Source organism: Phytohabitans sp. LZ39 (genome assembly GCF_059359075.1).
The window spans coordinates 255,596-271,161 of sequence record NZ_JCADBM010000006.1; the positions used below are offsets into that span (position 1 = coordinate 255,596).

General features: G+C 72.5%; 12 protein-coding genes. All 12 read left to right on the forward strand.

Annotated elements, in window-relative coordinates:
* Positions 1-6 precede the first annotated feature (6 nt).
* The 12 genes from AC5L36_RS14790 to AC5L36_RS14845 all read left to right on the forward strand — a co-directional run bounded on the left by AC5L36_RS14790 (position 7) and on the right by AC5L36_RS14845 (position 15,552).
* Positions 7-2,247, forward strand: a complete 2,241-nt coding sequence (locus tag AC5L36_RS14790; RefSeq protein WP_441219031.1) for a TOMM precursor leader peptide-binding protein — start codon at positions 7-9, stop codon at positions 2,245-2,247.
* Positions 2,248-2,255: 8 nt separating this feature from the next.
* On the forward strand, positions 2,256-3,791 hold the full coding sequence (locus tag AC5L36_RS14795; protein ID WP_441219033.1) for a SagB family peptide dehydrogenase: 1,536 nt from the start codon (positions 2,256-2,258) through the stop codon (positions 3,789-3,791).
* 40 nt (positions 3,792-3,831) lie between these two features.
* Complete coding sequence (locus AC5L36_RS14800) at positions 3,832-4,992, forward strand: sensor histidine kinase (protein WP_441219035.1); 1,161 nt, start codon at positions 3,832-3,834, stop codon at positions 4,990-4,992.
* Entirely contained in the window at positions 4,989-5,600 is a 612-nt protein-coding gene (locus tag AC5L36_RS14805) for a response regulator transcription factor (protein WP_441219037.1), read from the forward strand. The genes AC5L36_RS14800 and AC5L36_RS14805 overlap by 4 nt, the downstream gene beginning before the upstream one ends.
* 219 nt (positions 5,601-5,819) lie before the next feature.
* Positions 5,820-6,155: a thiocillin family RiPP gene (locus AC5L36_RS14810; RefSeq protein WP_441219039.1), complete on the forward strand. Its 336-nt coding sequence runs from the start codon at positions 5,820-5,822 to the stop codon at positions 6,153-6,155.
* Positions 6,156-6,231: 76 nt separating this feature from the next.
* Positions 6,232-6,501, forward strand: coding sequence for a TIGR04351 family putative TOMM peptide (locus AC5L36_RS14815; protein ID WP_441219041.1), 270 nt, complete (start codon positions 6,232-6,234; stop codon positions 6,499-6,501).
* A gap of 2 nt (positions 6,502-6,503) precedes the next feature.
* The gene (locus AC5L36_RS14820; protein WP_441219043.1) at positions 6,504-7,700 is read left to right on the forward strand and encodes a sensor histidine kinase; all 1,197 of its coding nucleotides are present in this window, start codon (positions 6,504-6,506) and stop codon (positions 7,698-7,700) included.
* On the forward strand, positions 7,697-8,329 hold the full coding sequence (locus tag AC5L36_RS14825) for a response regulator (RefSeq protein WP_441219045.1): 633 nt from the start codon (positions 7,697-7,699) through the stop codon (positions 8,327-8,329). Before AC5L36_RS14820 ends, AC5L36_RS14825 begins: the two co-directional genes overlap by 4 nt.
* Before the next feature lie 289 nt (positions 8,330-8,618).
* Positions 8,619-12,818 (forward strand): hypothetical protein, encoded by a 4,200-nt coding sequence (locus AC5L36_RS14830; protein ID WP_441219047.1) that lies wholly within the window; start codon positions 8,619-8,621, stop codon positions 12,816-12,818.
* A gap of 5 nt (positions 12,819-12,823) precedes the next feature.
* Positions 12,824-13,636, forward strand: a complete 813-nt coding sequence (locus AC5L36_RS14835; RefSeq protein ID WP_441219049.1) for a hypothetical protein — start codon at positions 12,824-12,826, stop codon at positions 13,634-13,636.
* Positions 13,637-13,783: 147 nt separating this feature from the next.
* Entirely contained in the window at positions 13,784-14,860 is a 1,077-nt protein-coding gene (locus tag AC5L36_RS14840; protein WP_441219051.1) for a cellulose binding domain-containing protein, read from the forward strand.
* A 101-nt stretch (positions 14,861-14,961) separates the two neighbouring features.
* Positions 14,962-15,552, forward strand: a complete 591-nt coding sequence (locus tag AC5L36_RS14845; protein ID WP_441219053.1) for a matrixin family metalloprotease — start codon at positions 14,962-14,964, stop codon at positions 15,550-15,552.
* Positions 15,553-15,566: the final 14 nt, after the last annotated feature.

The window sequence follows — 15,566 nt, forward strand, 5'->3', positions numbered from 1 at the left end:
ACCACCATGGACACGCGCCGCCCACGGATCCGGCGGGGACACCGCGTCGAGACGGTGCCCGGCGAGGCCGTGTACCTCGTCTCGGAGCGCGAGCACCATGTCGTCGAGGGTGCGCTGGTCGAGCGCGTCCTGCCGCTGCTCGACGGCAAGCACGACGTGGACGACCTGCTCGACCAGCTCGACGACGTGCCGCCCGAGCAGGTGCTCTACCTCATCGAGCGGCTCGTCGCGATGAAGGCCGTCGTGTGGGCCGACCCCGACCTGCCGGAGCGGGAGGCCGGCTTCTGGGACGTCGCCGGTGTCACCGCCGAGGACGCGCGGTCACGGCTGGCGGCGACGACCGTGGCGCTCGCGGTGGCCGGCGAGGTCGACGCCGCGCCGGTGCTCGACGCGCTCGCGAGCGCCGGGGTTCGAACAGGCGAAGGCGGCTTCCGCGTGGTCGTCACCGACAACTACCTCAACCCCGACCTGGCCCGGCACAACGAAGCGGCCCTGCACAGTGGACAGCCGTGGCTGCTGGCCAAGCCGATCGGCTCGACGCTGTGGGTCGGCCCGGTGTTCAAGCCCGGCGGCGGATGCTGGGCGTGCCTGGCGTACCGGCTGAGCGGGCACCGCCAGGTCGACGAGTACCTGCGCGACCGCGCCGACCACCAGGGGCCGCTGCGGGTGCCGCTGGCCGACCTCGCCGTCACCCGCGACATGGGCGCCCGGCTGGTCGCCCTCGAAACCGCCAAGTATCTGGCCGGGCTCGGCACGGCCGAGGAGAACGGCGTGCTGACGCTCGACACCGTCCACCTCAGCTCCCAGCGGCACCCCCTGCACCGCCGTCCACAGTGTCCACAGTGTGGGGACGAGGCGCTGACCGCGCGGCGGATGTCGGCACCGGTGGTGCTCGCCTCGCGCCCGAAGGTGTACACCGGAGACGGCGGCCACCGGGCCAAGAATCCTGACCAGGTGCTCGAGACGTACGGGCCGCAGGTGAGCCCGGTTACCGGCGTCGTGCGGGAGCTGCGTCCATATGAGACCGGCATCCCGTTCGTCAAGGGCTACTCCGCTGGCCACAACTTCGCCCGCCGCGTCGAGCGCCTGAGCCAGCTGCGCAAGGGCCTGCGCAGCATGGCGGCCGGCAAGGGCACCACCGACACGCAGGCCCGCGCCAGCGCGATCTGCGAGGCGATCGAGCGGTACTCCGGGCTGTTCGGCGGCGACGAGCCACGGCGCACGGCCACGCTCGCCGAGCTGGGCGAGCAGGCCGTGGCGCCGAACGCCATCCAGCTCTACAGCGAGCGCCAGTACGCGAACCGCGCCGCCTGGAACAGCGCCCAGCGCGGGTCGTTCCAGACCGTCTGCGACCCGCTGCCGGCCGACGAGCCGATCGAGTGGAGTCCGGTGTGGTCGCTCACCGGCGAGCGCACCCGGTACGTGGCCACGGCGCAGCTCTTCTTCTGCTACCCGACGCTGCCGCCCGGACAGCTCTGGGCGTGGGCCTGCTCCAACGGCAACGCCGCCGGCGCCAGCCTCGAAGACGCGATCCTGCAAGGGTTCCTGGAGCTCGTCGAGCGCGACTCGGTGGCGCTGTGGTGGTACAACCGGGTCCAGCGGCCCGCCTACGACCTGGCCAGCTTCGGCGAGCCGTGGTTCGACGAGTTCGTGGAGGTCTACAGAGGACTGCACCGCGAGGTGCGGGTCCTGGACATCACCGCCGACCTGGGCATCCCGGCCGCCGCCGCGATCAGCTGGCGGGTCGACAAGCCGGCCGAGGACATCCTGATCGGTCTCGGCGCGCACTTCGACGCCAAGCTCGCCGTGCAGCGGGCGCTGGCCGAGCAGAACCAGTTTCTGCCGGCCGTCATCGACGTCAAGGCCGACGGCACCGGCTACGCCTTCCCGGACGCGGTGCAGCAGGAGTGGTGGCGCCGCGCCCGGATCGCCGACCACCCGTACCTGTCACCGGCGCGGCTGCCGGCGACCCGCGCCGGCGACCACCCGAACCTGTCCTCGTCGGACCTTCGCGACGACGTGCTGACCGCGCGCCGGCTCGTGGAGTCGCGTGGCATGGAGTTTCTGGTGCTCGACCAGACCCGGCCGGACATCGGGCTGCCCGTGGTCAAGGTGATCGTGCCCGGCATGCGCCACTTCTGGGCCCGTTTCGGCCCCGGCCGCCTCTACGACGCGCCGGTCGCGCTCGGCTGGCGGGACACCCCGATCGACGAGGCCGACCTCAACCCGATCCCGATGTTCCTGTAGGAGTTGGCGTGCTCACTTCCGTCGTAGCCGACCAGGTCGGCCTCGCCGACGACGTGTCCGTCGCACGGACCGACGACAAGTGCGTGGTCGTGTTCCGCCACGGGCGGGTCGCGTTCGGGGCGCGCGACATGGCGCTCGGTGCCGTGCTGGTCGCCCTCGAGGCGGGGTCGGTGACGCGCGCCGATCTGGAGGAGGCGGCGCTGGCGTCCGGCGGCGACGCCGTGCCGGTGCTGGCACGGCTGGACTGGTTGCTGGCCAAGCTGCGCGGCGCCCTCGTCCACTCGGTGGCCGTCGACGGACGCGAGGTGGCCCGGGTGGTACCGCTGACCGGCGACGGCGGGTACCGGCCCGCGCCGCCACCGCCCGGCCCGGTCGCGCTGTCGCGGCTGGCGTTCCTGCGCCGGCGCGGCGCCGACGCGGTGCTGGAGTCCGGACGGGCGGCCTACCGGGTGGAGCTGTGCGCTCCCGAGGCGGTGGCCGTCGCCGCGGCGTTGACGCGTGTCACCGACGTCTCCTCGCTCGCGGTGGCGCTCAAACTCGACGTGCACCTCGTCGCTCACCTGGTCGCGGCCTTCACCGCCGCGGACATGACCGACGCCGGCGACGCCGGCACCGATCAGTGGAACTTCCACGAGCTGCTGTTTCACGCGCGGAGCCGGCTCGGCCGGCACGACGAACCGTTCGGGGCCACGTTCCCGTTTCTCGGCGAGCGCGACCCGCTGCCGGCCGAGTACCCCGCGCGCGAGGGCCCGGCGGTGGCTCTGCCCCGGGTGGCCCTCGACGAGGTGGCGAGGCGCGATCCGCCGCTGGTGATGGTGCAGGAGGCGCGCCGCTCGGTGCGCCACTATGGACCCGACCCGCTCACGCTCGACCAGCTGGGGGAGTTCCTGTACCGGGTGGGCCGGGTGCGGGCGGTGTACGGCCCGGCCGTGGGGATGCCGTACGAAGCGCTCGACCGGCCCTACCCGACCGGCGGCGCGTCGGGTGACATCGAGATATACGTGACGGCGCACCGCGTGGCCGGACTCGACCGGGCGGCCTACCACTACGACGCCGTGGCGCACCGGCTGGTGCGGGTGTGCGCCGACACCGTGCTGCTGGACGCGTTGCTGCGCGGCGCCGCCGTCTCGACGGGTGGGACGCCCACTCCGGACGTGCTGCTGACCTTCACGTCGCGGTTCGGCCGGATGACGTGGAAGTACGACGGTATGGCCTATGCCGCGACGCTCAAGCACGCCGGTGTGCTGTACCAGACGTGTTATCTCGTGGCGACCGCGATGCGGCTGGCGCCGTGCGGCCTGGGCAGTGGCGACGCTCAGCTGTCGGCCCGGGTGCTCGGGCTCGACTGGGCGCGCGAGTCGTCGGTGGGCGAGTTCCAGCTCGGCAGCATGCCGCCGCCGTCGCCCGGTGGTGCGGAGGCGGCCGGTGTCGGGCGGCCGCACTGGCGCGCGCACAACAACCCGGACTGGGCGGCCAGGGCTTCCGCCGCGCTCGAACGGGAGGCTGGACAGGTTGGCCGTTCGGACGGTTATTCAGGTGAATAGGCGCATGTAAGGATGGGCCGCGGTAAGGGGGTCGTCGCATATGGTCACTGTCGACGAGTCGCCCGACCGGGCGCCGGTCACCCCGGACCTGGCGGTCCGCATCGCGCAGTGGGCGGTCCTGCTGCTCACGGTGGCGTACTTCAGCTTTCCGGCCGCGCGGGTGCTCAGCCACGAGCCACCGCTGCGTGCGGCCGGTGCGTTGGCGGCGCTGGCGTTGCTGGCCGCGTTGCAGTTCCGGCACACATGGCACGGGTTGCGGGCCGAGCCGAAGGTCGCGTGGTCGCACACGCTGCTGTGGCAGGCGCTGCTGTCGTACCTGCCGGCGTACCTGGCCGGTGACGCGTGGCTCGGCGTCCCCTCGTTTCTGGCCGCCTCCGCGCTCGTGGTGCTGCGGCCGCCTCGTGGTTACCTCGTGTTCGCCGCCGTGGTGGTCGCCGAGGTGCCGTTCGCCGCGCTGTTCTACCGGGGCGTCGGCGACATCGCGTACGCGTTCCTCACCACGACCGTCACCGGGCTCGTCGTGTACGGGTTCATCCGCATGGCCGCGCTCGTGCTCGAGGTGCACCGGCTGCGCGCGTCGCTGGCTCAGCGTGCCGTCGACACCGAGCGGCTGCGCTTCGCCCGCGACCTGCACGACGTTCTCGGTCACACGCTCGCGGCGATCGTCCTCAAGGGAGAGTTGGCGGGCGCCATGATGCCCACCCGCACCGACGACGCCGAGCGGGAGCTGGCCGAGATCGTGGGCCTGGCCCGGGCAGCTCATCGCGAGGTGCGGGAGGTGGTCAGCGGCTACCGCACCGCCACCCTGAGCGCGGAGCTCACCGGGGTCACCACCGTGCTCACCGCCGCCGGCATCGACTGCGTGGTCGACGCCGCACCGCTCGACGCGTTGCCGGTCGAGGTGTCCGCGCCGCTGGCGTACGCGCTGCGGGAGAGCGCGACAAACGTGCTGCGACACAGCCGTGCCAGCCGGTGTGACATCACGCTGCGCGCCGCCGACGGCGGGGTCGACCTGACGGTCGTCAACGACGGCGTGCCGTCCGAGGCGGAGGGGCCGCCGGGCAGCGGGCTCCACGGGTTGCGCGAGCGGGTGGCCGGCGGCCAGGGCCGGTTGCGGGCCGGACCGTTGCCCAGCGGCCGGTTCGAGCTCGCCATCCACATGCCGTTGCGAAGTGGCTCGCACCTGGTGGAGGCTCAATGATCCGCATCCTCGTGGCCGAGGACATGCACATGGTGCGCGGGGCACTGGTGGCCCTGCTGTCGCTCGAAGACGAGTTCGAGGTCGTCGCCGACGTCGCCACCGGCACCGCCGTGCTGCCGGCCGCCCTGCGGGAAAAGCCCGACGTGGCGGTCCTCGACATCAACATGCCCGGTGCCGACGGGGTGAGCGCCGCCCTCCAGCTGCGCCAACGGATGCCGTCGTGCCGCACCATCATCCTGACCAGCCACGCCGAGGCGGGAAACCTCGCCCGCGCGATGCTGGCCCAGGTGTCGGCGTTCCTGCCCAAGGACGCGCCGCCGGCCCGGCTCGCCGACGCCGTCCGGCGCGTACATCGGGGCGAGCGGGTGCTCGACAGCGAGGCCGTCGTCGCGGCGTTCCAGCAGGGCGCCAACCCGTTGACCGACCGCGAGCGCGACGTGCTCTCCTGCGTGGCCGAAGGGTCCGACGTCAGCGACGTGGCCGCGCGCCTCTACCTGGCCAAGGGCACGGTGCGCAACTACCTCTCCTCGATCATGTCCAAGATGGGCGCCCGCAACCGCGTCGACGCCGTGCGGATCGCCCGCGACCGCGGCTGGCTCGGCGCCTGACCCTCTCCCGACGGTCCACAGCGGACAGTTCTCGTACCTGAGCATGACACTCGTCATGTGCGGGTCGTTGCGCGCGTGACTGTCGGCGGCGGTAGGGGACTCGGCACGATGAACGTGTTCGGCGAGACGTCGAACACCGGTGTAGCGGACAGTCCAGATGCCCGCTCCCCGCACCGTCACGAGTCGGCTCCCTGCCGGCACTGTAGGAGGAGGTTGGCCATGGCCGAGGGTTACTACGTTCTGTCAGAGGACGAGCGCCGCAAGTTCGCGGGCATCGTGTCGAAGATCTGGTCGGACGAGACGTTCGCCGAGCGTTGGCAGAACGAGCCGTTCGCCGTACTGGCCGAGCACGACATCGAGTACCCGGAGGGCTTCCCCCCGCCGCTGGTGCCCGAGAAGCCGTCCGGCGACCTGAGCCTGGAGAGCCTCGAGGCGATCGCCGCCGGCTCCGAGGCCGAGGGCACCGCGGGCACCCTGGGCAGCGCGAGCTCGGTCAGCTGCCCCGCCGGCACCGCCGCCTGCTTCGGCAGCTACGGCTCGGCCGCCCAGGCCTGACGCACTCCGGATCGGGGCGCCGGCCGCGCCAGCGCCCCGTTCCGGACACCCACCCCAGCACTCCGAGGAGGGTCAGATGGCTTCCATCCCGGCCGAGCACCGGCCCCGGTTCGCCCGGCTCATCGCAGACGCGTGGTCCGACCCCGAGGTCGCGGCCCGCTACGAACGGGAGCCGGCGGCTGTGCTGGCCGAGTACGGCATCGTTCTCGACGGCGACAGCGACGCACCCGAGCTGCCGCCGGCTCCCGGCGACGTCGCCGTGGAGGACCTCGGCGTGTCGGCCGGCGCGGCGATGGCCACGATCGGCACGGTCAGCTGCCCCGGCTCCTGCATCGGGCTGAGCTGACCATGGCCGGCGACGGAGCGGCCGCGCTGCCCACGGTGGTCGCCGCGCCGGTCGCCGCCGGCGCCCCCGCCGAGGGGCAGGTGCGCCGGGCCCGGGCCGTCGTCGTGACACGCACGATCGCATACGTCTTCGCCGTCGGGATGCTCGGTTTCGGCCTGCTCCCGATCGTCAACGCCGTGGTGCGGGACCGTCCGCTGTGGACGCTCGTCGTGGGTTCGGTGATGTTCGCGATCGCCGCCCTCGCCTTCGTCCGCGTCGTGACGGTCGCGATGAAGCACCCGTGGCGCAACCGCACCTTCCGCCAGACAGCCGTCGTGGTCGGCATCGTGATCGCGCTGCCGGTCCTTGTCGACCCCGACTGGCAGGTCATCGGGTTTCTGCCGGTGGCCGCGGTGACGGTGTCGCTGCGGCCACGCTACGGCCTGCTGGCGGCGCTCGCGGTGCTGGCGGTACTCACCGTCGAACGTGGACTGCTCGGCGTCAGCGGCGCCGCCTTCCTCACCTTGCAGGATCTGCTCACCGGGATGACGCTCGCCGGCATCATCGTGCTCGTCGCGTTCGTCGAGGAGCTGTTCGCGGCGCGCGCCGAGATCGCCCGGCTGGCCGTTACCGCAGAACGCAGCCGGTTCGCCCGCGACCTGCACGACACGCTCGGCCACAACCTGTCGGCGATCGCGCTCAAGTCCGAGCTCGCGCTGCGACTGCTCGACGCCGACCCGGTACGCACCCGCACCGAACTGCTCGACGTGCACGACATCGCCCGCGAGTCGCTGCGCGACGTACGCACCGTCGTCAAGGGCTACCGGCGAGACTCGCTGGAACGCGAGCTGACCGGCGTCCAGTCGGTGCTGGTGTCGGCCGGCGTGCGGTGCGAGATCTCGCCGCTGGTCGCCAGCCTGCCCGCCCCGGTCGAGGAGGCACTGGCGTGGGCGGTCCGCGAGGCGGCCACCAACCTGCTGCGGCACAGCCGCGCCAGCCGCTGCGACATCACGGTCGAGGCCACCGACACCGCGGCGCGGCTGACCGTCGTCAACGACGGCGCCGGCCAGGCCGAGCCGGACACGCACGGCGGCAGCGGCCTGGCCGGGCTCGCCGAGCGCCTGAACCCGTTGGGCGGCCGGCTCGCCGCCGCAGCCCAACCCAACGGCGAATTCATGTTCACTGTGGACATTCCCATCATCCAGGGGAGGAATCCGTGATCCGCGTACTCGTCGCCGAGGACCAGAATCTCATCCGTGGCGCCCTGGTGGCCCTGCTGTCGCTCGAGCCAGACATCACGGTCGTCGCGGAGACCGCCCGCGGCGACACCATCCTGGCCGAGATCGAGCGCAGCCGCCCGAACGTCGCCGTGGTCGACATCGACCTGCCCGGCATGGACGGCATCGTGGCCGCGCAGCGGCTGAAGGACGCCGGCTCCCCGGTGCGGATCCTCGTGCTCACGAGCGTCGGCACGCCCGGAAACTTCGACCGCGCCATGCAGGCCGGCGTCGCCGGCTTCCTCGTCAAGGACGCACCCAGCGACCGCCTCTCCCGCGCGATCCGCGACGTGCACGCCGGCCGCCGCGTCATCGACGTCGAACTGGCCGACGCCGCGGGCGGTCCGGCCCCGGTCGCCGCCGTCGCCGGAGTCTCCGCCGGGCCGCTGTCGTCACGCGAGCGCGGCATCCTCGCCGCGCTTCGGGAAGGCGCCTCGCTGCCGTCGCTGCGGTCGGTGTTCGGCCTGTCGAGCGCCACCCTTCAGGCGCACCTGGCGGCCGCACAGAGCAAGACAGGCAGCCGCTCGTCCGCCGACGCCGCCCGCGTCGCCTACGACAACGGCTGGCTCTGACCCAGAGATCCACAATGGAGATTGGAGCTACCGCGACGCCCGTCGTGGTACAGACCGCCGCGCGGGGCCCCCGGGGAAACGTGGAGCGCAGCGGAGCGTTTTCTTGGGGTGCATTTCCCGCGGCCTGCCCGTCCGCTGCTGGTCACGCGGTCGGGTCTTGGACCGCGGACATGGCAGCGGAGGCCGGGGATCTCGGCTCGCTCCGCGAGCCGCCGGCCTGCGCAGTCTCCGGCGGGAGCGACGGTCTACAAGTGACGCGGACCCGGGACCATTGGTAGAGTCGCGCGGCGTGGGTGGGAGGGCGTTGCTGCTGGGTGTGCGCCGGTTCGCGGATCGGGTGTCCGCCGAGTCGGAATCGCCGCTGGAGCACCAAAACCGAGAACCTCTCCCGTTCGTCGACGAGGTAGTGGCGCGGGTGCACGCCGCGCTGAAAAGGCTGGGCCTGCACATCGACGTGCGCCTCGACCCCGATCGCGGCCAGATGGTCAACTCCGTGCGGGCGGCGCTGGACGATGACCGGGAAGGCCTGATCTTGCATGTGCTGTCGCATGGCGAGGTCGGCGGCGACGGCACCCGGCTCGATGTCGTACCCGCGTGCGGGCGTACCGGACTGGGCACCAACGTGGGCGAGTGGGTGTCCGCCGCGCAGCGGCGCGAGCGGCCCGTGCTGCTGTTACTCGACCTGTGCCGGTCGGGCCGGATCACTCGGCTGCCATGGCTGCTCGAGCGCACCGGGCCGGACATCCGGACGTGGGTGATCGCGGCGGCGGGCCCCGACGAGGACGCCTTCGACGGACGGTTCAGCCGGGCGGTCGCCGACGTGCTGGACCGGCTCGCCGTCGACGGTCTGGGCACCGACCCCAGCGTGCCTTTTGTGCCGTTGGAGGTGGTCGCCCGGCGGATCGCGGAGCGGGTCGCCAGCTACCCCGGCCTGCCGCAGCGGGTGTTCGCCACGCCGGTCGACCCGGCGCAGCCGGCCGACGAGCCGCCGTTCTTCCCCAATCCGCGCTACGCGCCCGACCAGGTCGCCGGCCGTTCGCTCGACCCGCCGCTGCGCGAGTTCCTCGATCACGCCCACTTCCTCGACCGCGCGGGCACGCACTTCACCGGTCGGCACCGCGAGCTGCGCCGGCTGTCGCTGTGGCTGGACGGCGCGGCCGGCGAAAGGCCCACCGTCGTCACGGGAAGCCCCGGTGCCGGCAAGTCCGCGCTGCTGGGGGTGCTCGTGTGCGCGGCACACCCCCGCCTCGTCGAGGAGGCACCCGGTGTCCGGGCGCGTCTGGACACCCGGTCGCGTCCCTCGCGCAACGACAAGCTCGCGGCGGTACACGCCCGGGGACGCGACACGCTCCAACTCGTCCACTCCATCGCCGACCAGCTCGACCTGCCCGCGCCCTGGCGCGGTGGCATGCCCGAGCTGTCCGACCTGCTCGATGAAACACGCGACGGGGCGTGGACGGTCGAGGACATCCTCGCCGCCGCGCAGCAGCCGGGCAGGGCGGGCTGGAGCGCCGCCACACTCGTCGACGTCGTCGCCGAGCTGCCCGAGGCGCCGGTGATCGTCGTCGACGCGCTCGACGAGGCACTGGACCCCATCGGCTTGCTCAACGAACTGCTTCTGCCGCTGGCCCGTACCGAGGCCTGCCGGCTGCTGGTGGCCATGCGCCCGGAGGCGAGGTTCGACGGGATGTTGGCCGAGGCGGACGTGGTCGACCTCGACGGCGTCGAGGCCGACGAGCTGCGTACCGACCTGGAGCACCACCTCACCGGCCGGCTCGCCGACGCGCCGGGCTACCGCGAGGGGGCGGCACGGCTGGTGCGCGAAGCGCTAGCGCGGGCGGTCGCGGACCGGCTGGCCAGCGCGTCCCGGAGCTGGGGCGCCTTCCTGCTCGCCGAGATCTTCCTGCGGTACCTCGCCGCGGTCCCGGTACCGCCCGACACCGCGGCCGCCGAGCGGCTCGGCGCGTCGGTGCCCACCGGGTTGCCCGAGGTCTTCGAGCTGCATCTGGACGCGCTCGGCCGCGACCGGACGCTGCGCTGGGCACTGGCCGCGATCGCGTTCGGCAAGGGCGACGGCATGCCCGCGGAGGTGGTCGCGAAGCTGGTCGGCACCGACGTGACCGCCGCGCTGCGGCAGGGGGAGCCGTACCTGCGCACGAGCGTCGACGCCGACGGGACGACGCTGCACCGGCTGTTTCACGAGAGCCTCGGCGAATACCTCCGCTCGCAGCACGACGCCGGCCGCCTCTACAAACGGCTCGTCGCGGGCGTGCGCAGCTGGCGTGCCGCACCGCCCTACCTGTCGCGGCACGCGATCGAGCACGCCGCCGACACGGATCGGGTCGACGACCTGCTCGTCGATCCGGACTTCCTGGTCGCGGCCGACCCGAGCACGCTGGTCGAGCACCTGGGGCTGGCCCGGTCGGCCGCGGCGCGCGAGGCGGCGATGATCTACCGGACCTCGGCGAGTCGGCACCGCTCGGCCACGCCCGACGAACGCCGCCAGATCCTGGCGATCGACGCGTGGCGCGGCGGCAGCAGTGCGCTCTCGCGGGTGTTCGCCGGCGCCGGCCTGGTGCCGCGCTGGGCGACCGGTGCCCTCGTCCACCCCGCGCTGCGGGACGTCCTGACCGGGCACGTCGCGGGCGCGCGGTCGGTCGACTGCCTGCGCATCGGAGACGAACCCGTCGCGGTCACCTCGGACGGCCGCACGGTCCGCCTGTGGGACCTGCGCCGCGGCCGCCCCTGGCAGCCGGCGCGGATCGTCCTCGACCAGCGGCGTGCGGAGGTCGCCGCGTTCGTCGCGGCCGGCCGGCCGGTGGCGGCCGCGCTGGACGTCGAAGACGGGATCTCGCTGATCGACCTGATCACCGGCGAGCCGATCGGCGAGGAGATCTTCGCACCAGAAGACCTGTCGTACTTCTCGGTCACGGGCGGTGACGACCACGGCCGCGCGGTCGTCGTCGCAGGCGGCTTCGAGGGCGCGGTGCACGCGTGGCCGGTGCCGTCCGACGAGGACACCGAGCCGAGCACGATCTGCTACCACGGCGAGCGGATCCGCTTCGTGAACTCGTTCACGGCGAACGGAGGCACGGTCGTCGTCACCGGCGACCGGGACGGCGATATCGAGGTGCGATCCCTGTCCGGCCACTCGGTCGCCGCAAGCCTCGTCGGGCACGAGGGCACCGTGCACGGTGTCGGCGGTGTGGCGCACGGCCGTGAGCTGTACGTCGTGAGCACCGCCGACGACCAGACGGTACGGCTGTGGAAGCTGAAGAAGTCAGAACGACCACGCGGCAAGGTCCTCGCCCGCACCGAGGGGATTCTCCGAGCGGTCGCGTGCGCCGTCGTCGACGACCGGCCGATCGCGCTGGTCGGGCACGGCGACGACATCCTCGTGTGGGACCTGCGCACCCGCGAGCGAGTCGGCGACCCGCTGCCCCATCCCGACAACGTCACCGACATCGAGTGCACCGACATCGACGGGCGGGCCGTCGCGGTGAGCACCTCGATGGACGGAAACGTGCGCGTGTGGAACCTGGACGCGGTCGTCGCCGGCGGGTTGGCTGGGCGGCCGGGCCATGCCGAGCCGATCAACGCGGCGGCCTGCGCGGTCGTGGGCGGCCGCACGGTGGTCGTCGCGGGGGGCGGAGAGTGGGGCGGCTGGCAGGTCGGCGCCGGCGTGTGGGATCTCGCGGACGGCAAACCGGTGGGCGGGCGGCTCGGCGGCGGGACCGGCTGGGTGTCGGCGGTGGCGACGGTGACGGTCGGCGACACGGCGGTGGCGGTGCTGGCGACCGGGGAGACCAACTCGCTGGACGTGCGAGACATCGCGACCGGAGAGCCGTTCGGCGCCCCGCTGGAGGGGCACAAGGATCACGTGCACGACGTCGCGGCGGCCACCGTCGGCGGGCGACCGCTGGTGATCTCCGGCGGGACCGAAGGCGTACCGCGGGTGTGGGACCTGAGCGACCGACGCTGCGTCACCCTGGCGGAGGACGACCCGAGCGACGCCATCGACAGCGTGGCGATCGGTGACGACGGCGGCACCCCGTACGCCGCGACATGCTGGGAGAACGACAACGGGTTCTCGGTGTGGGACCTCGCGGCGGGCGTGGAGCGGTGCCGGATCGAGCCCGAGTTCGACGTGCGGCGGGTGGCCTGCGCGACGCTGGCCGGTCGCCCGGTCGTCGTCGCGGCCGGTGTGGGTGTCGGTGTCTTCGACGCGCGGACCGGCGAATGCCTGCGTCTCGCCGCCTCGGCGGCGAACTGGGTCGCACGCGACCTGTCGTGCGGAGTGAGCCGGGGCCGGGCGGTGGCCGCGGCCGCCTGCTCCGACGACGTCGTGCGGCTGTGGGACCTGGCCACGGGTGAGTGCCTGGAAACACACGCGCTGCCCGACAAGGTCGAAGCGGTGGTGATTGCGCCCGACGGCGGGATCGTGGTGTGCTACGAACGCGAGATCGTCGTACTGGACCGGGCGGAGTGACGCGGATGCTGCGAGTCGTCGGCGTGCACGGTGTCGGCAACCACCGCCCCTCCGCGACCTCGGCGGAGGCGGTCGAGCAGCTGTCGGCGATCTGGCGGCGCGCGCTGGCCCGCGGCTTTCCGGCACCGGTCGACCTGACCGTCGCCTACTACGCCGACCAGCTCGGCCCGCGCGGCCGCCAGGGCACGGCGGACAGCCTGCCGCCGGAAGCGCACGAGATGCTCGTGGCGTGGCTGAGGCAGCTCGACCTGCCGCCCGCCCTGGCCCAGGGCCGGGTCACCCAACCGGTCCGCCAGGCCCTCGCGTGGATCGCCGAGCGCCGCCGGCTGGCGCCACGCCTCGTGGAGCTGTTCGTAGCGACCTTCTTCCGCGAAGTCGCCCGCTACATGTGCGCCGGCGAAGTCCGGACCGCCAGCCGCGACACGGTGGCCGCGATGATCCGCACCCACCAGCCGTCGGTGGTGCTGGCCCACTCCCTGGGCAGCGTCGTGGCGTACGAGGCCCTGTGGCACAACGAAGACCTGAAACTCGACCTCTTCGTCACGCTCGGCTCGCCGCTGGCCCTCCTCCACGCGGTGTTTCCACGACTGGACCCCGCCCCGGTCGACGGCCTCGGATCCTGCCCACCCAACGTGAGACGCTGGGTGAATATCGCCGACGTGGGCGACCTTGTCGCGATCCCGCCCGGCGGCATCCCGCGAAGGTTCACCGGCGTCTCGGCCGATCACACGTCGGCGATCCACGCGTTCGACTTCCACCTGGTCACGAACTACCTCGCCTGCCCGCCGGTGGCGGCGGAGCTTTCGGCACACCGCTGATCCACGCCCGCGCGTCCACGGGCCCTTCCGCATCGAGGTGCTTCGCGGCATCGCGCGGTGACCCGGTGCCTTGACAGGAAGCCCGCACCACGGGGACCGTTGTCCTAGTCATCGGCAATGGTCAATGTCGTTTTGAGTGGGTGCGTGATGAGAAAGTCGCTCAAGGCCGTGGTGGCCGCTGTTGTCGCCGCGGGTGCGGCGGTCGTCGGGATCGCGCATGCCGGCACCGCGAGCGCGGCCGCCGGCTGTCGGGTGAGCTACGTCGTCAACAGCCAGTGGGCCGGCGGCTTCAGCGCCGACATCACGATCACCAACCTTGGCGACACCGTCGACGGGTGGACGCTGCGGTTCGCGTTCCCCGCCCTCGACCAGCAGCTCGCGCAGACCTGGAACGCCCGCTGGACCCAGTCGGGCCAGCAGGTCAGCGCGGCCAGCCTCGACTGGAACACCACCCTGGACACCGACCGGTCCGTGCGCGTCGGTTTCATCGGCCGTTGGTCGGGCAGCAACCCGGCGCCCACGTCGTTCACGCTCAACGGTGTGCCGTGCACCGGCGGCATCCTGCCGAGCGTCACGCCGAGCCGCACGACGTCGACGCCGGTCGCCGACTGGCCGCCGATCGTCACGTTGCTGAGCCCGGCCGCCGGAGCCGTGTACACCACGCCCGACAGCATCCCGCTCGCGGCCACGGCGACCGTCGGCGGCGGCCACTCCATCACCTCGGTGACCTTCCGCGTGGACGGCGTCACGGTGGCCCAGGGCGTCCGGACGACCGGCGACCGCTACGAGGCACAGTGGACACCCCCGGCCGTCGCGCCGGGGACCAGCCGCACCTTCGTGGTGTCGGTCTCGGCCGGCACCAGCCAGTCGCTGCCCGGTGGCGCGCCGCCCGTCCTGATCACGGTAGCCACGCCGGCACCCGGGAGCGCCAACCACCCGCCCGCGGTCGCGCTGCGCAACCCGACCGGACAGACGTTCTTCCTCGAACCGGCGACGGTCACCCTGGCGGCCGACGCCACCGACGCCGACGCCGGCGACGTCATCAACCGCGCCGAGCTCTACCTCGGCACGACCCGGATCGCCACGACGGCGACCAACAGCGGCCTGCACTACCTGTTTCCGGTAAGCCTGGCCGCCGCCACCTCCTACACCTTCACCGTGCGCGTCTACGACTCCAACGGCGGCGTCGGCATCTCCAACCCACTCAGCCTCAGCGTCCGGTAGGGCGTAGCGGAATCGGAGCGTTTTCGGAGCGGGTCCTCCTACTCTCGTCACGGCCTCCGGAGCCACTCCTACCCAACGAGGCGAGTACGGAGCAAACGACCATGGCCAAACGGCCCTTCCGGTTTCTGCGACACGTCTTCGCGGTCGCGGTCATCACGCTCGGCGGCGTGCTGGTCGCACCGTCGGCGGCGCACGCGACGCCGTTTCCCGAAACCTATCTGGCGGACAGCGCCGGCCACGCGTACTGCCTGCTGTCCAATTTCGACAACTATCCCGAGCACCGGTCCAGGGTGCACTGGGGGATGGACCGCCTGGACGCACAGACGCAGATGACCGCCATCTTCGAGGGCTGCGCGGGCGGCACCGACATCTGGTTCTCCCGGGTCGACCTGCCCGCCGGCACCCGCGGGCGGGCCTCGTGCCAGCAGTGGCTCAGCGGCAACAGGTGCGACTCCAATGTGGTCTGGCTCGACTTCGCCGAAATCAACGTCGGCGCCAACGACGTGTACGACCAGCAGGCGGTGGTCGTACACGAGATCGGGCACACGATCGGCCTGGGCCACCACTCGGTCGGCGGCGACTACGCCCACGACTGCGCGATGTTCAACTACGTCACCGACGTGCCGAGCACCGACATCAAGTGGCGCTCGTACCACAGCCACGACGTCAGCCACATCAACGCGGCGTACTGAGCGGAGACGACCGA